This is a genomic window from Mycobacterium sp. (assembly GCF_049647605.1).
GTDB lineage: Bacteria > Actinomycetota > Actinomycetes > Mycobacteriales > Mycobacteriaceae > Mycobacterium.
The window spans coordinates 45,756-65,287 of sequence record NZ_JBARXZ010000050.1; the positions used below are offsets into that span (position 1 = coordinate 45,756).

At 65.9% G+C, this 19,532-nt stretch carries 16 protein-coding genes; 8 read left to right on the top strand and 8 right to left on the bottom strand.

The window, feature by feature from the left end; translation table 11 throughout:
* Positions 1-6: 6 nt before the first annotated feature.
* The 3 genes from WBB07_RS06925 to xylA form a co-directional block, all read right to left on the bottom strand.
* Positions 7-807, bottom strand: a complete 801-nt coding sequence (locus WBB07_RS06925; protein WP_526306044.1) for an ATP-binding cassette domain-containing protein — start codon at positions 805-807, stop codon at positions 7-9.
* Between the two features lie 6 nt (positions 808-813).
* Positions 814-1,911, bottom strand: a complete 1,098-nt coding sequence (locus WBB07_RS06930) for a sugar ABC transporter substrate-binding protein (RefSeq protein WP_526306046.1) — start codon at positions 1,909-1,911, stop codon at positions 814-816.
* A gap of 148 nt (positions 1,912-2,059) precedes the next feature.
* Positions 2,060-3,283, bottom strand: a complete 1,224-nt coding sequence (xylA, locus tag WBB07_RS06935) for a xylose isomerase (RefSeq protein WP_526306048.1) — start codon at positions 3,281-3,283, stop codon at positions 2,060-2,062.
* Positions 3,284-3,450: 167 nt separating this feature from the next.
* Here xylA and WBB07_RS06940 point away from each other — a divergent pair, with 167 nt between their 5' ends.
* Entirely contained in the window at positions 3,451-4,620 is a 1,170-nt protein-coding gene (locus tag WBB07_RS06940) for an ROK family protein (protein WP_526306050.1), read from the top strand.
* Between the two features lies 1 nt (position 4,621).
* Here WBB07_RS06940 and WBB07_RS06945 read toward each other — a convergent pair whose 3' ends face one another.
* Both WBB07_RS06945 and WBB07_RS06950 read right to left on the bottom strand, forming a co-directional pair.
* Positions 4,622-6,646 (bottom strand): acetate--CoA ligase family protein, encoded by a 2,025-nt coding sequence (locus tag WBB07_RS06945; RefSeq protein ID WP_526306052.1) that lies wholly within the window; start codon positions 6,644-6,646, stop codon positions 4,622-4,624.
* 35 nt (positions 6,647-6,681) lie between these two features.
* Entirely contained in the window at positions 6,682-8,346 is a 1,665-nt protein-coding gene (locus WBB07_RS06950) for a phytoene desaturase family protein (protein ID WP_526306054.1), read from the bottom strand.
* A 101-nt stretch (positions 8,347-8,447) separates the two neighbouring features.
* On the opposite strand from WBB07_RS06950, the gene WBB07_RS06955 reads away from it, so the two are divergent.
* Entirely contained in the window at positions 8,448-9,125 is a 678-nt protein-coding gene (locus tag WBB07_RS06955) for a TetR/AcrR family transcriptional regulator (protein WP_526306056.1), read from the top strand.
* Positions 9,126-9,142: 17 nt separating this feature from the next.
* On the opposite strand, the gene WBB07_RS06960 is transcribed toward WBB07_RS06955, so the two are convergent.
* Together WBB07_RS06960 and WBB07_RS06965 are read right to left on the bottom strand one after the other, a co-directional pair.
* Positions 9,143-10,309 carry an ABC transporter ATP-binding protein gene (locus tag WBB07_RS06960; RefSeq protein WP_526306058.1) on the bottom strand — a complete coding sequence of 389 codons (1,167 nt, stop codon included), beginning with the start codon at positions 10,307-10,309 and terminating at the stop codon, positions 9,143-9,145.
* A gap of 16 nt (positions 10,310-10,325) precedes the next feature.
* Positions 10,326-11,702, bottom strand: a complete 1,377-nt coding sequence (locus WBB07_RS06965; RefSeq protein WP_526306060.1) for an aspartate aminotransferase family protein — start codon at positions 11,700-11,702, stop codon at positions 10,326-10,328.
* Positions 11,703-11,791: 89 nt separating this feature from the next.
* Between WBB07_RS06965 and WBB07_RS06970 the strand changes: the two genes are divergently transcribed.
* From WBB07_RS06970 to WBB07_RS06985, 4 genes are all read left to right on the top strand, one after another.
* Positions 11,792-13,033, top strand: a complete 1,242-nt coding sequence (locus tag WBB07_RS06970; protein WP_526306062.1) for a polyamine ABC transporter substrate-binding protein — start codon at positions 11,792-11,794, stop codon at positions 13,031-13,033.
* Between the two features lie 6 nt (positions 13,034-13,039).
* Positions 13,040-13,984, top strand: coding sequence for an ABC transporter permease (locus tag WBB07_RS06975; protein ID WP_526306064.1), 945 nt, complete (start codon positions 13,040-13,042; stop codon positions 13,982-13,984).
* Positions 13,981-14,856, top strand: a complete 876-nt coding sequence (locus WBB07_RS06980) for an ABC transporter permease (protein ID WP_526306066.1) — start codon at positions 13,981-13,983, stop codon at positions 14,854-14,856. Before WBB07_RS06975 ends, WBB07_RS06980 begins: the two co-directional genes overlap by 4 nt.
* A gap of 119 nt (positions 14,857-14,975) precedes the next feature.
* On the top strand, positions 14,976-16,127 hold the full coding sequence (locus WBB07_RS06985; RefSeq protein WP_526306068.1) for an aromatic ring-hydroxylating oxygenase subunit alpha: 1,152 nt from the start codon (positions 14,976-14,978) through the stop codon (positions 16,125-16,127).
* Between the two features lie 41 nt (positions 16,128-16,168).
* Here the strand turns inward: WBB07_RS06985 and WBB07_RS06990 are convergent, their stop codons facing one another.
* Entirely contained in the window at positions 16,169-17,455 is a 1,287-nt protein-coding gene (locus tag WBB07_RS06990; RefSeq protein WP_526306070.1) for an MFS transporter, read from the bottom strand.
* Positions 17,456-17,777: 322 nt separating this feature from the next.
* Between WBB07_RS06990 and WBB07_RS06995 the strand changes: the two genes are divergently transcribed.
* Together WBB07_RS06995 and WBB07_RS07000 are read left to right on the top strand one after the other, a co-directional pair.
* Positions 17,778-18,473, top strand: coding sequence for a MerR family transcriptional regulator (locus tag WBB07_RS06995; RefSeq protein WP_526306072.1), 696 nt, complete (start codon positions 17,778-17,780; stop codon positions 18,471-18,473).
* A 69-nt stretch (positions 18,474-18,542) separates the two neighbouring features.
* Complete coding sequence (locus WBB07_RS07000) at positions 18,543-19,265, top strand: glycoside hydrolase domain-containing protein (protein ID WP_526306074.1); 723 nt, start codon at positions 18,543-18,545, stop codon at positions 19,263-19,265.
* The last annotated feature ends 267 nt before the right edge of the window (positions 19,266-19,532 follow it).

A 19,532-nucleotide genomic window follows, 5' to 3' on the forward strand; every position in this document is an offset into this window, starting at 1 on the left:
GATCCTTCACATCGATTCGGCGGCTTGCGCGGGTGCCAGGCCCAGACTGCCGGACCGGCCCGCGGTGATGAGTTCGACGATCTGGCTGTGGGTGACTTCGGAGGTCTTCACTTCGGCCGCCACCCGGCCCAGGTACAGCGCACAGATCCGGTCGGCGACCTCGAAGACGTCGACCATGTTGTGCGAGATGAGCACCACACCCAGACCTTGGTCGGCGAGGCGCCGCACCAGGTCGATCACCTGTCGGGTCTGGGCGACACCCAGTGCGGCAGTGGGCTCGTCGAGCAGCACCACCTTGGAGTTCCACAGCACCGACTTGGCGATCGCCACGGTCTGGCGCTGTCCACCGGACAGGCTGGACACCGCTTGGCGCACCGACTTGACGGTCCGCACCGACAACGACGCGAGCGCTTCGCGTGCCATCGTCTCCATCCGGGCCTCGTCGAGGATGCCCCGATGTTTCATCTCCCGGCCCAGGAACATGTTCTCGACGATGTCGAGGTTGTCGCACAACGCCAGGTCCTGGTACACGACCTCGACCCCGAGTGCCGATACGTCGGTGGGTCCGTGGACGGTGACCGGCTTGCCCTCGAACAGATACTCGCCGCTGTCGATGGGGTGGATTCCGGCGATGGCCTTGACCAACGTCGACTTACCCGCGCCGTTGTCGCCGACGAGGGCGGTGACTTCGCCGGGGTAGACCTGGAAGTCGACGTCGTGCAACACATGGACCACACCGAAACTCTTGTTCACACGGCGTAATTCGAGTATCGGTGTGGGATCTTCCGGTTCGGTGCTGGGCGCCATCGTCGGTCAGGCTCCCGCCGAGGCGCACAAGGCTTCGAACTGTCCGGAGCACACGTCGGTCTTGGACTGCCCGCCGTCGTCGAACACCACGTTCATGTTGTCCTTGGTGATCGACTTAGGAGTCAGTAGTACCGACGGCACGTCCCGGCCGCCCTGGTCGTCGCGCGAGGTGTTGTTGGTCTGCGGGTCCTCGCCTTTTGCGAGGGCGATCGCGGCTTCGGCGAGTGCGTTGGCCTCTTCGGTCGCGGATTTGTAGACGGTCATGCATTGGGTGCCGGCCAGGATGTTCTGCAGGCCCTCGACGGTGGCGTCCTGTCCGGTGACCGGCACCTGCCCGGCGCGCTTGTTCTTCTCCAGGATCGAGATCACCGAACCCGCCAAACCGTCATTGGCCGCATACACGCCGTCGATCTTCCCGTCGGCCGCGGTGTACATCTGCTCGAAGATCGTCACGGCCGTGTCGTTGTCCCAGTCCGGCACCGCCTGTTCACCGACGATGGTGATGTCCGGGGTGGTGTCGATCACCGAGTGTGCGCCGGCGGAGAACAACGTTGCATTGTTGTCGGTCGGAGAACCGTTGAGGAACACCACATTTGCCGGTCCGCTGCCGAGGCAGTCCACCAAACCCTGACCCTGGAGTTGGCCGACGACGGTGTTGTCGAAGGAGATGTAGACATCCGCGGAACCACCGAGGGTGAGGCGGTCGTAGTCGATGGTCCGGACTCCCTGTGAGGCTGCCTTCTGCTGGATCGCAGCGCCGCTGTCGGAGTCGAGGTTGACGATCGCCAGAACCGTCACACCGTCGGCGATCATTCCGTCGGCGATGGTGGTCATGGTGTCGGCGGAGCCCTCGGCGTTCTGAATGGTGTAGTCGACGCCGGCTTGTTTGAAGGCGGCCTCCAGTGACGGCCGGTCCTTGGTCTCCCAGCGGACCGACGATTTGGTGTCGGGCAGGATGACGCCGATCTTTCCGGACGCCGCTGCTGCCGATCCGGTGTCGGACCCGGAATCGCCAGTGGATCCGGAGTCGTTGCTGCCGCACGCGCTGAGGGTCAGGCCGATGCCGGCAACTGCGGCGACAAGCAAGACGCTGGTTCGATTCACGGGTATCGCCTCCGAGGGGTGTGGTGGATGTGGTTGCAGCACGGAGGAGCGGACCCCCGACCGCGTTTGTTTTCCTAAAGAACATATAACGTGAGTTGTGTCACGTCCAGGATTCAGCTGAGCTGGTGTCCGGCCGTTGCTGCCGGGCTCAGCGAGCGCCCATCAGGTGCTCGATGGCGAGCTGGTTGAGTGTCACGAAATGGCATCCCCGGCCACCGAAGTACGGAGCGGGGTCGAACTGCTCGAACGCCGTCGGGTCGGCCAGCAGCTCGGTGTAGGTCTCGCCGGGGGACAGGGTGGACTCGCGCAGTTCGGGCACCTTGGCCGCGGCGAGCGCTTCGATCACCTCGGGGTCGGAGCGGAACGCCTTGGCGCGCTGCCGCAACAGCAGATACATCCGCATGTTGGCCGCCGCCGACGCCCACACACCGGTGATGTCCTCGGTGCGGCTGGGTTTGTAGTCGAAATGCCTGGGGCCTTCGTAAGCCGTTGTGCCATCGGGGCCACCGTGCTCGAGCAGGTCCACCAGGGCGAAGGCGTTGGCCAGATCGCCGTGGCCGAAGACCAGATCCTGGTCGAACTTGATGCCCCGCTGGCCGTTGAGGTCGATGTGGAAGAGCTTGCCGCTGTACAGGGTCTGCGCGATGCCGTGCATGAAGTTCAGTCCGGACATCTGTTCGTGGCCGGTCTCGGGGTTGACGCCGACCAGCTCCGGGTGGGCCAGGGTGTCGATGAATGCCAGGGCGTGTCCCACCGTGGGAAGCAGGATGTCCCCGCGCGGCTCATTGGGTTTGGGTTCGATGGCGAACCGAAGGGAGATGTTCTGGTCGATCACGTACTGGCACAACAGGTCCATGGCCTCGCGGTAGCGGGTCAGTGCGGCCTGGACGTCTTTGGCCGAATCGTATTCGCTGCCTTCACGACCGCCCCACAGCACAAAAGTCTGGGCTCCGAGTTCGGCGGCCAAGTCGATGTTGCGCAAGACCTTGCGCAGGGCGAAGCGGCGCACCGCCCGGTCATTGCTGGTGAATCCACCGTCCTTGAACACCGGTTGGGTGAACAGGTTGGTGGTCACCATCGGCACCACGAGGCCGGTGGAGTCCAGGGCTGAGGTGAGCCGGTTGAGCAACCGGCGCCGTTCGGCGTCGGAGCTGCCGAACGGGATCAGGTCATCATCGTGGAACGTCAGGCCGTACGCGCCCAGTTCGGCGAGCCTCTCGACCGCCTCGACGGCATCGAGCGCGGGTCGGGTGGCGACGCCGAAGGGGTCGGCGCCCGTCCAGCCGACGGTCCACAGGCCGAACGAGAATTTGTCGGAGGGCTTCGGTGTCAGCTCGTCGGCTTGGGCGAGGTGGGACTCCAGGACCGTCATGATGGTGCTCCTCGGTACTTCCCACCTGTAGGTGGTGGGGTGGTGATGGATACCTACCGCCGCTCTGATGGCGGGGCGGCGAAGGAAGGTCTTTATTTGTTCTAAGATCGAACATAAAATGTGGGCTGGGCCACTGTCAAGACCGAGAGTGTGAGAGAAAGAGGGCGATGAACGCGACCGGAGAGCACCGCGCCGCCCGGGTGGGCACCAGCAACGACGACGTCCGGCGCCGCAACCTGTCCAGTGTGCTCACCCTGGTGCATCACCACCGGATGCTGAGCCGGGCGGACCTGACACGCCGGACCGGTCTGTCGCGGTCAACGGTCAAGGATCTGGTCGAGGACTTGGCGGCGCGGGGGCTGGTGGATGAGTCCCGGGCGCCGGCAGTGGCCCAGGTCGGCAGACCGAGTCCCATCGTCAGTCCCGGCAACCGCCTGCTGGCAGTGGCGATCACCCCGGAGGTGGACGCGGTGACCGTGGGTGTGGTGGGCCTGGGCGGGCTGGTGCTCGACGTGGTGAGACGGCCCACCGACGGCATCCCCACCGCGGCGGCCGCGGTCCGGATCGCTGTCGAGTCGATCGAGCAGATCCGGGCCGGTTTGCAGGACGGGCAGTCGCTGACGGCCATCGGTGTTGCGGTACCGGGGCTGGTGCACGGGCCGGGATCGGCGGTTCAGATGGCTCCGAACCTGGACTGGCATGACGTCGAGATCGGTCAAATGCTCACCGGTGCAACGGGGTTACCAACCTCGGCGGCCAATGACGCCAATGTGGGAGCCATCGCCGAGCACCTTTTCGGCCGGCACGGCAACGCCGACCACCTGATCTACGTCAACGGCGGACCCAGCGGTATCGGCGCGGGTTTTGTGGTCGCGGGGGAACTGCTCGAGGGTGTCGCCGGATACGCAGGGGAACTGGGCCACACCTTTGTCGGCGGTGGCGAGCCGTGCCATTGCGGCAGCGTCGGCTGTCTGGAAACCGAGGTCACCCAGGCCCCGTTGGCCCGGCTGTTGGACGAACTCGACGGCGTCGCCGAACCGACCACCCACAGCGGCGCCGAACTCGACGTGATCAACCGGCAGGCCCGCGCGCTGGCGATCGCGCTCGGCAACGCAGTGAACATGCTGAACCCGAGACTGATTGTGCTGGGCGGCTTCTTGCGGGTGTTCCCGGCCTACGCGGCCAGGGTGCTCCGGGAAGAGCTGACCCGTCGCAGCATGCGCGCCCCGTGTGATCTGGTCCGGGTGGTGCCGGCCACGCTCGGCGCCGACACGCTGATGATCGGCGCTGCCGAACTGGCGTTCGCCCCGGTCCTCGCCGATCCCGGCAGCTTCTGACCTATCGGGCGCGAGCTATCACCAATGCGTCGACCGCCACGGCGCCGGTATGGGTGACGATCACCGGATTGGCCTCGACGGCATCGAGCGACTCTCCGAGTTCGGTTGCCAAACAGGAGAATCCGATGATCACCCGGATCAGTGCTGCGACATCGGCCGCGGGAGCGCCCCGCCACCCGTCGAGCAGTGGCCGGATACGCAGCGAATCGACCAACTGTCCGGCACCGCGCGGGCCGATCGGCGGCAGCGCCACGGCACGATCCGCGTGCAGTTCCACCAGCACCCCGCCGGCGGCGATCACCAGCAGGGGGCCGAAACTCGGGTCCCGGACAACTCCCACGGAGATCTCCGCCCCGCTGCCGATCATGTTGTCGACGGTGACAGCAGGGCCCAGCGACTCGGCCATGGCGGTGTACGCGACACGCAGCGCGGACTCGTCGGCCAGGTTCAGTACCACCCCGCCGACGTCACTCTTGTGCAACTGGCCTGCGGTTTTCAGCGCAACCGGATAGCCCACCACTGTGGCGGCATCCAGTGCGGCGGTGAGGGACTCCGCCGGTCGGGACATGACCACCGGGATGCCGTAGTCGGCCAGTAATTCGAACGCCGGCACGTCGCCGCGCGCCAGCCTGGCTTGCCAGCGGTGTTGGCGGGCTACATTGATCGGGATGTCCGGCTCCGCCGGCGGCCGTGGCCACGTGGCCAGATGGTGCAGCGCGCCGAGCCCGCTGCGATACCCCTCGAGCACCGGGATGCCGGCAGCACGAAGTCGGGTGGCGGTGGCTGGGTCGACTGCGGAGGAGAGCGACGCCAACACCGCCAACGGTGCGGCCGTAGACTCCGCGGCGTCGAGAACTGCGTCGGTGTAGGCGGTATCGCCGTCGTACTCGGCGACCAGATCGACGGCCAGGGCAGTGGCGGCGACGGTCGGGTCCTCGGTCATCAACCGCAGACAGGTGCCGAACAGTGCTCGGGTGTCGGCGCCGGTGCCCCAGACATCCAGGGGATTGCCGGCCCCCAACCCCTCGTCGAGCAGCTCGCTCAGGGTGGCCAGGGTGTGCGGGCTCAGCTCGGCAAAGGGAATGCCGAGATCATGGGCGATGTCGGCGCACAGTGCCCGCTCTGCACCGGAATCGTGCACGGTGGAGATCCCGCTGCCAGGAGCGCAACCGGAGCGGGCCCGCCGGCCCGCCGCGAAGATCTCGAGGGTGTCGGTGAATTCGGCAAGGTCGCCGACATGCACCGCGCCGGTGGCGGCGCAGAACGCCGACCATCCCTCGGTGTCACCGGCCAAGGCGCCCGAGTGTGCCGCGACCATTGCCCGGCCCCGTGGCGAGCCGCCGACGGTCAGCATCACCACCGGGACGTCGACCTCGGCGGCACGAAGCAACGCCGCGGCCAACCGCGGCACCGCGCGCGGTGTCTCGAGCAGCAGCGCGATCAGCTTCGTTTCCGGGTCTTGTAGCGCGTAGTCCACGTAGTCGGCGGTGTCGGTGACCAACTCCTGCCCCGAGGACACCGCAAGCCGGAACCCGAACCCGCGCCGAGTCCGCAACAACGTCGAGAATGCTGATCCGGAGTGGGTGATGAGTGAAACACCGCCCGCAGGAATCGGATCCGGCTCGAGGTAGCCGAGCGCCCGAACCCCGCGGGCATTGTTGACAAATCCCATGCACCCGGCCCCGCACAACGCCATGCCGGACTCGCCGGCAAGAGCGGTGATCCGGTCCCGGACACCGGCTCCGTGTGCCGATCCGAACAGCACCGCTGATCGGGCGCCGACGGCGACGGCAGATTCCAGGGCGGCGACGACGGCAGCGTCCGGGACGCCGAGCAGGACGAGGTCGGGTACCTCGTCGAGGGCAGCTAGTGTTGGGGCGCAGGGCAGTTCGCCGATCCGCGGATAGCGGGGATTCACCAGATGGACCCGGGCGGTGCCGCGGTGGGCCTCGGTCACCATCCTGGCGCCGAAGCTGTCCGGGCGGGCACTGGCGCCGACGACGGCAACCGAACGGGCGCCGAGCATTGTCGCCACCGCGGCCCGGCGCAGCATGGCGCCGTTCAGGAGCGCCGGCCCAGGGTGGGGATCTGGATCCGCCGGCCCGCGCGACGGTGGTCGGCCAGCGCGGCCCTGGCTGCTTGCCAACCCGGAATTCCACATACCCCGCCTCCGGCGTGGGTGGCCGAGCTGCCGTTGTACAGGCCGGCGATCGGTGTGCGGTAGTCGGCAAATCCCGGGGCGGGGCGCATGTGGAACAACTGCTCCAGCGACAGCTCCCCGTGGAAGATGTTGCCGCCGATGAGGCCGTACTCCTGTTCCATCTCGTGCGGCCCGACGATGTCACGGTGCAGGATCGACGAGGTGAATCCCGGCGCCACCTGGTCGTAGAGATCGATGAGACGGTCGGCGTAGGCGTTGAGTTCTTCGGTGTGCGGTTCGGCAGCCCACTGTGCCGGAACCCATTGCGTGAACAGCGACATGATGTGGGTGCCATCAGGATTGAGTGTCGTATCCAGTGTGGTCGGGATGACCCCATCGCTGAACGGCAACGCAGCGGGGCGGCCGAGGCGAGCGTCTTGGAAGGCGGCCTCGATGTACTCCATCGTGGGTGCCATCTCGACGGAGCCGGTGTGGTGTTCGGCCAGGCCGGAGCTCGGGTCGGCGGTGAAGTTGGGCAGCTCGCCGAGGGCCAGGTTGATCTTCACCACGCCACTGCGGGTTTTCCAGTGTTCGATATCGCTGACGAAGGAGTCGGGCAGCTCGTGCCGGGGGATCTGGTCCAGGAATGCGGTCCGGGGGTGCAAAGTGGTGACAACCAGGGGGGCGTGGATCTCCTCACCGGTGTCGAGGACGGCGCCGAGGACGCGGCCGTTGCGGACCAGTAGCCGCGAAACCCGGGCGTTGGTGCGGATTTCGGCGCCGAAGCTGCGCGCTGAGCGTGCGATGGACTCGGAGACCGCACCCATCCCGCCTTCGGGGTAGCCCCAGCTGCCCAGTTGGCCGTCGCCGACGTCGCCGATGGAATGGTGCGCCATCACGTAGGCGGTGCCGGGTTCGTAAGGGCCGGCCCAGGTGCCGATGACGCCGTTGACGGCCAGTGCTCCCTTGATCTGTGGGGAGGTGAACCAGTCGTCGAGCAGATCGGCGATGCTCATGGTGAGCAGCCGGGTGACATCGCCGGTCATGCGTGTGGTGATCCCGCGCTGGCTCCATCCCAATTTGGCCAGCTCGAGTAGGTCAGAGGGTTTGTGGGAGCCGATGTTCGGCGGCACCTGGGTCAGCAGCGGCCCCATCACGTCGGCGATGCCCTCGAGCCAGGCGTTCCACTTGGGCCAGGTGTCGGCATCCTTCTTGGACCACTTCGCCAGCTCTTCGTGGGTACGTGCGGGATCGTCCTCGTAGATGGTCAGCGAACCGCCTTCGGGGAAGGCCTGGTAGTAGGGGCCCATCGGATGCACCTTGTAGCCGTGGCGTTCCAGTCCGAGGTCGCGCACGATCGTGGGCGGCATCAGGCTCATCACATAGGACAGGCGGGTCACGCGCAGGTGGGGCGCCTCGGGCCAGGGGGCCTCGGTGGTGGCGGCGCCGCCGAGTGTGCCGCGGGATTCCAGGACCAGGGTGCTGGCGCCGGAGCGCGCCAGATAGGCCGCCGAGACCAGGCCGTTGTGTCCGCCGCCGATGACAAGAGCGTCATAGGTGTTGGACTTGCCGTTTGTGTTGGACATGGAGCCCTCTTCCGCCAACCTTGACTGACTGTTCAATCTAACCAAGTGTTAGGCTTCGGACAAGAGGCAGCACGTCACGTCGTTGGGAGATTTACGCAGTCATGGCTGAACCAGCCCCCGCCACCGAGAACAATGAGGCCCGGCGCATCCAGATGCTGCGGGCGGCCGCCGAGTTGATCTGTGAGCGCGGCTTTTCCGAGACGCGGATCGCCGACGTGGCCAAGCGCGCCGGCGTGTCTTCGGCCTTGGTGATCTACTACTTCGGCACCCGGGACCGGCTGCTGGTCGACGCGCTACGGCATTCCGAGGAATCTTTCTACGAAGCGGCCGAGTCGATGCTGGCCGAGGTGAGCTCGCTGCGGGAGCGGCTATCGCTGCTGATCCGGTGGACATGTGTCCCCGAAGGCGACGGGGCCGACGAGATCCCCGGCGCCTGGGGCCTGTGGTTCGACCTGTGGGCTCAGGCTTTTCGCCACGACGAGGTGAGGTCCGGCCGCATCGAGCTCGACGCCCGGTGGCGGCGGATGATCATCGACGCCCTGGAATCGGCGGAATCCGGTGAGCATGACCCGCAGGTCGACGCCCGGATGTTTGCGCTGGAGTTCTCGGCGCTGCTCGACGGCCTGTCGATCCAGGTGGCTCTCGAGGATCCCGATGTCGATTCGGAAGTGGCGTATCAGATCGCGATGCGCTTCGCCGAGCGTGAGCTCGATCTCCCGCCGGAGACCAAGCGCACCCGGAAGAAGGCTGCACCCAAGCGGTCCACACGCCGCCGCTGAGCTGTTGGCGGGGTGCTTCAGGTCGCAGTCAGGGCGTTCTGCGGTTCGGCCACCGGGTCGGTGACCACCGCGGCCGGGCTGCGGGTCAGCACCCGAACCGCATCATGGCTGCAGCGACAGTGGATCCGGGCGCCGGGCGACAGGGTTACCGATTGTGGCCCTGCGTGATTGGGCACTTCTACCACCAGGTCGGTGGGCGCGCCGACATCGACGTGTACCTGGGTGCACGAGCCCAGATACACCACTTCGCGAACCACGCCGGGGATGCTGTTGACTTCGATATCGACGTCGGTGTCGTTGGAGTCGGCGGCGTGCAGCGTGATGCGCTCGGGACGGATCACGATGGCGGCGGGCCCGGTGGGGCACTCGGTCGCGGCGCTGGTGGATGTACATCGCACCGTGGTGGACATCGCCGCACACAACGCCGAACCACGCTCGGAGCGCAGCACTTCGGCGTCGAAGATGTTGGCGGCACCCAGGAATCCGGCCACATAGGTGGTGGCCGGCGCCGAGTAGATCTCTCGCGGCGGCCCGATCTGCTCCACCCGGCCCTCGGCCATGACCGCGATCTGATCGCTCATGGTCAGCGCCTCTTCCTGGTCGTGGGTCACGTAGACGAAGGTGATCCCGACTTCGCGCTGCACGGCCCGAAGTTCGAGCTGCAGTTGCTTGCGCAGGGTGGCGTCCAGAGCGCCGAGTGGCTCATCGAGCAGCAGCACTCGGGGCCGCAGCACCAGTGCCCGGGCCAGCGCCACCCGCTGTTGTTGGCCGCCGGACAGCTGTGCTGGGCGGCGCTTCGCGAACTGGGACATCCGTACCAGCTCGAGTGCTTCACCGACCCGGCGCCGGGTGTCGTCCTTGGTGGCCTTGAGGTAGCGAAGTCCGAATGCGACGTTGTCCCAGACCGTCATGAACGGGAACAGTGCGTAGGTCTGGAAGACGGTGTTGATCGGGCGTTTGTGCGGGGGGTCGCCCGCGACGTCACGGCCGTCGACTTCGATCCGGCCGGCATCCGGCTTTTCGAAGCCGGCGATCATTCGCAGAGTGGTGGTCTTGCCGCATCCGGAAGCGCCGAGCAGTGAGTAGAACTGGCCGGCGGGGATATCGAGATCGATACCGGTGACCGCCGGTATCCCGTTGAACGCCTTCTCCAGCCGTTGCAGCCGGACCGCCCCGCCGGTCACCGGGGGTGCCGAGCTTTCAGGGCGCCACTGCCGCGGCGAATCGGGCGAAGTTGGTGGCGAACCGGTCGACATCGCCGGTGCTGTGCTGAACGGACAACAGCCATTGCTCCACCTTCCCCCATGGCGGCAGGAATACTCCGCCATTGTGCTGCATCAACCAATGCAGATGCCCCAGCCGTGAGTCCACCTGGAGGAAATCCCGGAACTCCCGGACCCGGTCCCGCCGGAACGTCACACATCCTTTGGCGCCCACCGCCACCACATGCCAGGGCACCGCATGGCGGTCGATGGTGGCTTCCAGCAGGGAACGCAGGTGCCGGGCCAGGCCGTCGAGGTGTCGATAGGCGTCGTCGGTGAGGATGTCGGCGAGCGTGGCCCGGGTGGCTGCCATCGCCAGCGGATTGCCGTTGAAGGTGCCCACCTGCTCGTAGCGGCCGTCGGCGATCGCCGACATCACGGCGGTGGTGCCACCGATGGCGGCCACCGAGACCCCGCCGCCGAGCGCCTTCGCCAGGCACACCATGTCGGGTACCACCCCGGACAGGGCCGTCACTCCGCCCGGGCCGGTGGTGAATCCGGTCTTGACCTCGTCGAAGATCAGCAATGCCCCGGCGGCGTGGACCAGCGTGCGGATCCCGTCCAGATAGCCGTCGTCGGGCGCGATGATGCCGGCGTTCATCATCACCGGCTCGAGGATCATGGCCGCGACCTGACCGTCGTTCTCGGCCAGGGCGGATGCCACGGCATCGAGGTCGTTGAAGGGCACCACGATGACAAGGTCACGGATGGCGGCGGGGATCCCGCTGTTGCCGGGGACGCCTGTCGGGTGATCGCGTGGACCGACCTCATCGGCTTCGGGCAACACCGAGACCTGCACCGAATCGTGGTGACCGTGATAGCAGCCCTCGACCTTGATGATCCGGTCGCGACCGGTCAGAGCGCGGGCCAGGTGGATGGCGTCCATCGTCGCCTCGGTGCCGGAGTTGGCGAACCGCCACAGGGGCAGCCCGAACCGCCGGGCCAGCTCGGTGGAGATCCAGATGGCGTCCTCGGTGGGCTGGGCGAAATGTGTTCCGCGAGTGACTTGTCGGCTCACCGCCTCGACGATCGCCGGGTGTGCGTGTCCGGCGATGGAGACGCCGTAGCCGCCGTGCATGTCGACATACTCGGTGCCGTCGACGTCAAAGACCTTCGACCCGGTGCCGTGGCTCATCCAGACCGCCTGCGGCTGGGCGATCTGCCAATTCGAGGTGGCGCCACCGGCCAGGTGTGCACGCGCCTGGGCGATAAGCTCGGTGCTGCGGGGCTGGCGGCGCAGGAAGATCTGCTCCTCGGTGCTGATCAACTGGTCTACCGAATCGGCCACCGGAGTCTCGACCACTGACGAAGTCACGGTGCAACCTCCGCTTCCATCCGGTTGACTGAGCATTCAGTCTATGCGAGAGTCCTAGCAGCGACAAGACGCAAAGCGGGGAGGCCACGATGCCAGCACCCAATCCCTCCGGTCTGAACCGGCGTCAATTCTTGGCGCGCGCTGGTCTTCTCGCTCTCACCGCACCGACTCTCGGAAGCCTGCTGGCGGCCTGTGGCGGGTCCGGTCCCTCATCGTCACCGCCCAGCCTGACGCTGGCCCGGCCGGACAGCCCGGTCCTCTGGGACATCCCCGAGGACAACAGGCCGATCGACGACGGCCTGGCACCCGAACAGGGGGCGACGCTGAAGATCTACAACTATGCCGACTATCTGAGCCCCCAGGCGGTGAAATCGTTCGAGGATCGCTACCGCGTCAAGGTCGAGATCTCGACGTTCAATGACGGTGACGAGGCGCTCACCAAGTTGCGCAGCGGCGTCGACTTCGACATCTACAACGCCAACTACACCGAGATCAGCCGATTGGTCAACGGCGGCCTGCTGCGTCCGTTGAACCACAGCTACATCCCGAACATCTCCAACGTGTGGCCCAGTTTCACCAACCCCTGGTACGACCAACAGTGGCGCTACACCGTGCCGTACACGATCTACACCACGGGTATGGGATGGCGCAGCGACCAGGTGCCGGCCGACATCGGCACACTGCCCAATCCCTATGCGGCCTTGTGGGATCCGGTGTACCGCGGCAAGACGGCCATCCTGGACGACTGGCACAGCGCGATGGCGCTGGTGTTGTTGAAGGAGGGCATCACCGACGTCAACACCTCCTCGGCGACCGATCTGAAGATGGTCGGCGAACAACTCTCGGCGCTGGTCGCAGCGACGTCCCCGAAGGTCACCATCACGATGTACAGCGACCTGCCCGCCGGTCAGATCGGTCTGGCGCAGATGTGGTCGGGTGACATCATCAACGCGCAGTACTACCTGCCGGAGGGCGTCGGCACCGATATCCTGCGGTACTGGTTCCCGTCGGACGGGCTGGGGCTGGTGGACAACGACATGCTGGTGACGTTGCGCGGCGGCAAGAATCCGGTGCTGGCGCATCTGTTCCTGAACCACATGCTCGACCCGGCGGTGGCCAAGGAGAATTTCTCGGCGATCGGATATCAGCCACCCCAGAACAGCATCACGGCGGACACGTTGGTGGCCGAGGAGTTCATCCCGGAGAACCTGCGTACCGCGATTGTGCGGCCCGAGTACTTCGACACCGGGTACCGCCTCTTGGAGTTGGATCCCGCCAACGACGCTGCGTGGCGCAATGTCTGGAATGCGTTCAACGCCGGCGGGTCCTGAGTTTTCGTGGCGGTCACCGGTCTGATCCCGCGGCCCGAAGCGCCCACCACGGCAGCGCGCGATCGTTCCCGGTATCTGTGGCCGGCGCTGGCGACGCCCGGCTTGGTGTGGTTGCTGCTGTGTTTCATCGTGCCGCTCTACGTCGTGCTCTGCGTGGTCTTCGGCTACGTAGACCCCATCTTCCGGACCGCGGTACCGGTGTGGAATCCGTTGCGCTGGAACCCCGAACAGTTCACCTACGTGCTGAGTCGCATCGTCGGCCCGAACGGGATCTACGGACCCGCACTGGTGCGCACCGCCGTGTTTGTTGTCCTCGCCAGCAGCCTCTGTCTGCTGATCGCTTTTCCGGTGGCCTATTACGTCGCGCGCCTGGCCGGGAAGTGGAAGGGCGTCCTGCTGGCTCTGCTGATCGCTCCGTTCTGGATCAGCTACATGATGCGAATGCTGGCCTGGGTCAACCTGTTACAGGACGACGGTCTGGTCAACCGGGTGCTCAGCTTCGGCGGCTTCTTCGATGTGGGCGTGAACTGGCTCACCGGGCAACCGGTGGTGGTGATCCTCGGTCTGGTGTACGGCTATGTGCCCTACATGATCTTGCCGCTCTACGCCGGGCTGGATCGGCTGCCGCAGTCGACCCTGGAAGCTGCCCGGGACCTCGGTGCGGACCGGCTGTCGTCGTTCTGGCGGGTGACGCTGCCACTGTGCCGGCCGACGATGGTCGCGGCGGTGTTGTTGACGTGTCTGCCGATGCTGGGGGACTACTTCACCAACGACCTGTTGTCGGCGTCTCCCAAAACCGCGATGGTGGGCAACCTGATCAACGACAGCGTGCAGGCTCCCGGGCAGACCGGCCAGGCGGGGGCGTTTGTGATGATCGTCCTGTTGGTCACGCTGTTGCCGATGATCTATTACGTCCGGGTGATGGCGCGCCGCGACGAGGTGGCCTCGTGAGAGCGCCGCTGACCTGGTGGAACGATCCGTGGCGGCCGCCGCGGATCTTGGTCGCTGTCACGGGATTCTATCTACTGTGGTCACTGCTGCCGGTGTTGATCGCGGTGTGGTTCTCGTTCAACGACGGTCGGTCGCGGACACACTGGCAGGGCTTTTCGTTCCGTTGGTACTGGGGTGATGAGACCCGTTCGGTCTGGCATGACGCCGCACTGCACACCGCGCTGTTCCAGACGCTCAAGCTCGGGGTGATCGCCACCCTGATCACGGTGCCGCTCGGGGTGCTTTTTGCCATCGGTATCGACCGGTGGCGTGGCAAGCTGCCCGACGGTGCCAATGTCTTGATGCTGTTCTCGTTTGTGATTCCCGAGGTGCTGTTGGCGGTGGCGCTGCTGTTTGTGATCACCTCGGTGGCACTGCCGTTGACATTGGGGACTGCCGCGCAGGTGATCGGTCTGGTCACGTTCCAGGTGTCGTATCCGGCAGTGCTGGTGCGGGCCAGGCTGGCCACCATCGGGCGACAATACGAAGAAGCCGCAATGGATTTGGGTGCGACGCAGCTGGGAGCGCTGCGACGGATCATCCTGCCGATGCTCACCCCGGCGATCTTCGCCAGCACGGTGCTGGTGTTCGCCGACGTCATCGATGACTTTGTGCTGGTGCGATACCTGTCGGGCGCCGCGGCCACCGAGCCGGTGTCGGTGAAGATCTACAACACCGCTCGCGCGGCCCCCACTCCGGCGCTCAATGCGCTGGCCACGCTGCTGCTGATGGCGGCGCTGGCGGCGGTGGTCATCGGATATCTGATCTATCGCCAGATGGCGAAGGGGCGCGGTGGTGATCGCAGCATCGGTGCCTTCACCGGTGAGGGTTGATGCGGGCGTGAAACCTCCCGCGAGCGCGCGTGTTTGTACGAAATTGGTCGGCGTGTCGCGTACAAATACGCGCGCTCGCCATCTGGACCCGGGTGAAGCCAGCCAGTAATCTTGACTGTATGTTCAAACAGTGGGGTCCGGCTCCGGTTCCGGCGGGTGATCTGGCAGCCGCATTGGCGCCGTTCGGGCAGTCGCGGATGCTCCCGCGGGAGGCCTATGTCGATCAGGCGGTGTTCGACTGGGAGCAGCGGGCGATCTTCTCCGGGTGGACGTGTGTGGGCCACGCCTCGGACCTGAGTACCATCGGCCGCCAGAAGGCGGTGGCCGCGGGAGCCGGCGGGGTGCTGCTGGTGCGTGCCGCCGACGACGTGGTGCGGGCATTTGTCAACACCTGTCGCCACCGTGGCCACGAGCTGCTTGCCTGCGGCGCCGAGACCAAGCGGCGGGGGATCGTCTGCCCCTACCACGCCTGGTCGTACAAGCTCGACGGAAGTCTGCGCAACGCACCGGGATTCGATGATGTCGAGACATTCGACGCCGCCGAGTTCGGGCTGGTGGAACTGCGCCTGGTGAATTGGCATGGCTGGCTCTTTGTCGACCCCAGTGGAACCGACAGCGACTTCGCCGACCACGTCGCCGGGCTCGAAGACGTTGTGGCGCCGTACCGGCCGGAGGATCTCACGGTCGTGGCGCGGCACTCCTACGAGCTGGCCACCAACTGGAAGGTCATCGCGGAGAACTATCAGGAGTGCTATCACTGCTCGTCGATCCACCCGGAGCTGACCCGGATCAGCCCGCCCACCAGCGGCGAGAACCTGGATCTCGGGGGCTCCTGGATGGGGGGCTGGATGTCGATCGTCGACGAGGCCGAAACCATGTCGTTGACGGGAAAGAGCGAGGGGGCGGCGATCACGGGTCTGTCCGAGCACGAGTTGCGCACCGTCATGTACCTCGTCGGCTTCCCCAATCTGTTGGTGAGTTTGCATCCCGACTACGTGATGACCCACCTGATGACGCCGCTATCGGCGAATCGCACCGTTGTCGAATGCGCGTGGGCGTTTCCGCGGGAGATCGCCGAGCGCTCCGATTTTGATCCGTCCTACGCCGTGGACTTCTGGGATCTGACGAACCGCCAGGACTGGTCGGCCTGCGAGTCGGTGCAGCGAGGCCTGAGTTCACCACATGCTCGCCCGGGCCCGCTGGCACCGGACGAGGACGGCGTGTACCAGTTCGTCACCCGGGTGGCGCGGTTGTACACCGGCCACGCCTGACCCACGTTCGCCCGCTGCCGGCCCGGTGCAACTCCGACCCGTCAGCGGGAGGCTTGTCGATCCTCTCGGGGATCGTCGAAATACTCGAGCAGGTACTTGCTTTCGTCGATATCGCCGATGGTCCGGCGAGCCTTCCTGCGGGTGATCAGGATCCCGGCCCCCGCCAGTATCCACACGACGAACTGCACCGACCAGGCGATGCGGAAGGAGTCGAAGGTGAAACCGCCGGCGGCGTCCATGATCATGCCCATCGACTGCATGACAAGCAGGGCGGCGACAAATCCTCCCATGTTGACGATGCCCTGCGCGGTGCCGAGTGTTGCCGCGGGGTTGAAGGCGCGGGCGAAGTCGAAGCCGACCATCGACCCCGGCCCGCCGACCGAGATGACGACGATCAGCACCACCAGGAGCCACAACGGCGCCGCAGTGGGCAGCGCCAGCACCACGGCCCAGATCAGTGCACTGCTCACCATGATGCCGAGCACCACATTGGATCGCCGATGCGGGTTCCGGCCGGTGAAGATGCCGATGAGGATGCCGGACAGGACCGCCGCCACGGTGGACACGCTCAGCAGAACACCGGCGGTGGGGCGGGAGAGGCCCTGGGCCACCAGCAGGTAGGGCACCCCCCACATCAGGGCGAATGTCGTGACCGAGAACTGTGTCCCCGTATGGGTGAAGAAGCCGAGTCGGGTACCGGGGCGCATCCAGACGGTCTTGATCCCCGACAGGATGTCCCGGATACCTGTCGATGACACCGGCTCTCGGTGCCCGGATGGCGTGTTCTTCACCAGTAGCAGGGCCAGTACCACCGCGAGCATGCCGAGCGCGGCCACCGTCAGGTACGCCGTCTGCCACCCGGCGCCGGTGAGCAGCGCGAGGAACGGCAGCGCCGACAGCATCTGGCCGAGCTGTCCGCAGAAGCCGGTCAGCTGTGTGACCAGCGGAATGCGGTGCTCCGGGAACCAGAAGGGCACCAATCGCAGAACCGAGATGAAGGTGCAGGCATCCCCGAGGCCGACGACGGCACGGGCTGCCATCGCCCAGGGGAGGGACTCGGTGAAGGCGAGCGCCAGCTGCCCCGTGGCCATCAGGGAGCCGCCGACCACGATCATCAGCCGGGAACCGAACCGGTCGAGCAGTATGCCGGCGGGAACCTGGGCCAGGGCGTAGACGACGACCTGCAGGACAACAAAACCTGACAGCACGGCCGGCGCCGCCTGGAATCGGTCCGCTGCTTCGAGCCCGGAGACGCCCAGTGTGGTCCGGTCCAGGACGGCGACCACGTAGGCCAGTAGCCCGGCTGACCAAACGACCCACCCGCGCACTGACTCCACCTCTCCTTCGGCTATTGATCGTCCACCCACACCGGATCGATGAGGAAATCGGCGGATTGTGAGTTCACTCGCATCATCTGCGATGTGCTGGTTCGAGCGACATGTCAGCGATGTGTCATTGTCTTGGCCAAAGTAGCAAAAACGTGTAGAGAAGCTGCTGGTGACTCACGAATAAATGCAGATCAAATGTGTCATAGGTCGTATCTGTCGTGATCGATTGTGGAAGAGCATTTGTTTGCTATCTGGCGATCGGCGAGTACCATTCCGGCATGGGATCCGCGGTCGCTTCGGACCGGTTCAAGGGCTGGCGAGAATGACTGGATACCGCATCGGGGAACTCGCGGAGGCATCGGGAGTCAGCATCCGCAACATCCGGGCTTATCGGGAACGTGGACTGCTGGATCCGCCGGCGCGGGTGGGCCGGGCCGCCATCTACAGCGATGCTCACCTTGCGCAGCTGCGTGTCATCAATCAGCTCTTGTCCAAAGGTTTCACTTCGTCGCACATCGCCGACTTCTTCTCGGCGATGCGAACCGGTGACGATCTGGTCGACGTTCTTGGTCTCCATGACTTGCTCGACGACATCTCCGGCGACAGTCCCGGTGGCGTGGCCGAGCGGCTGGCGGCGCTCCCGTTGGGTATCGAGGCGACCCGGGCAGAGGCCCGCCGGATGGTGGCCACGGGTATGGCCGGCGTGGCTGACGGGGAGTTGATGCTGATCGACCCGAGTCTGGTGCAGATCGTGCTCCAGGCGCCGGACCGGCAGAGTTACCTCGCCATCATCGTCGAGGTGTTCACCTCGGCGCAGGAGGGGGTGGCGGCGACGGCCGGGGATGTCGCCGCGTTGCTCGGAGAGGCTGCCGCCGAGCTGGTGAGCGCGGATCCACCGCGGGTTTCGCCGGTCGAATCCGTGCGTGTCCTGCGGGACTACCGGGCGCTGGCCACGATCGTGATCGCCCGCCAGGTCGAGCACGCGATGCGCGGTCCCGCCATGCAGTCCAGCGCCTGAGAAATTTGATGCAGATGTGACCTGCGACGTTGGTGTGGTTCCTGGGGCTGGTGTCGTAACGTGAGGTTTGTGTCCCTCACTCGTCGCGACCTGCTGCGCCTGGCTGCCGCGACCCCGGTGGCGCTCGCGGGTGGAACCGCGGCGGCCTCACTGATCGCTCCCGCTGCCGCGGCTGCGCCGTTGGGGATCCTGCTGGACTACGCCGCCGGTGTTCTCAGTGCTGCGGACCTTCGGGCCGCCGGCGCGATCGGGGCGATCAGGTACGTATCCGACCGGCGTCCCGGCGGTCAGTGGATGCTGGGCAAGCCCATCTTGCTGGCTGAGGCCCGCGATCTGTACCAAAACGGTCTGAAGATCGTGTCGAACTACCAATACGGCAAGGCGGAGAGCGCCGACTGGCTCGGCGGGCAGGCCGCGGGTGTCCAGCATGCGCAGCGGGGTTGGCAGATCCACGTTGCTGCCGGCGGCTCCTACGGCGCTCCCATCTACGCCTCGATCGACGACGACCCGAGTTTCGAGCAGTACAAGCAGCAGGTTGCGCCCTACATCCGCGGCTGGGAGGCGGTCCTCGGCCGCCAGCGGGTGGGCCTCTACGCGAACTCGAAGACCATCGAATGGGCGATACAGGACGGGCTCGGATCCTGGTTCTGGCAGCACAATTGGGGATCTCCGGGACGGGTTGCGCACCCCGCGGCCCATCTGCATCAGGTCGAGATCGACAAGCGCAAGGTGGCCGGTATCGGGGTGGACGTCAACCACATCCTGAAGCCCAGTTTCGGTCAGTGGGATTGAGCCCGGGGCCGGCGGCGGTTTGGATGCAGGTTGCCGGGTCGGTTGCTCGGCAAACGCTTCGGCGTTCCGCGAACGATCATGGCCCAGTTTTCCGCCGTTCTGGGAGACCGGCCGTCTTGCGTGACGTCTTTGGCGTGGTCAAAACCCGACAAAAAACTCTAGGTAACGATTCGATAACAGAACTGCCTTGATCTGCGCAGTTATAGCTACTCGAGCGTAACCACCTGCATGCAGGACATTTGTCCTCCAGCGTCTGCGCGCCGGTTC

Bases quoted from the DNA above. Each gene is read 5' to 3' on its own strand.
- xylA (WP_526306048.1), bottom strand. From the start codon at position 3,283: ATGACGGTCCTGGAGTCCCACCTCGCCCAAGCCGACGAGCTGACACCG.
- WBB07_RS06945 (WP_526306052.1), bottom strand. From the start codon at position 6,646: ATGCTCGGCGCCCGTTCGGTTGCCGTCGTCGGCGCCAGTGCCCGCCCG.
- WBB07_RS06950 (WP_526306054.1), bottom strand. From the start codon at position 8,346: ATGTCCAACACAAACGGCAAGTCCAACACCTATGACGCTCTTGTCATC.
- WBB07_RS06985 (WP_526306068.1), top strand. From the start codon at position 14,976: ATGTTCAAACAGTGGGGTCCGGCTCCGGTTCCGGCGGGTGATCTGGCA.
- WBB07_RS06955 (WP_526306056.1), top strand. From the start codon at position 8,448: ATGGCTGAACCAGCCCCCGCCACCGAGAACAATGAGGCCCGGCGCATC.
- WBB07_RS06925 (WP_526306044.1), bottom strand. From the start codon at position 807: ATGGCGCCCAGCACCGAACCGGAAGATCCCACACCGATACTCGAATTA.
- WBB07_RS06995 (WP_526306072.1), top strand. From the start codon at position 17,778: ATGACTGGATACCGCATCGGGGAACTCGCGGAGGCATCGGGAGTCAGC.
- WBB07_RS06940 (WP_526306050.1), top strand. From the start codon at position 3,451: ATGAACGCGACCGGAGAGCACCGCGCCGCCCGGGTGGGCACCAGCAAC.
- WBB07_RS06970 (WP_526306062.1), top strand. From the start codon at position 11,792: ATGCCAGCACCCAATCCCTCCGGTCTGAACCGGCGTCAATTCTTGGCG.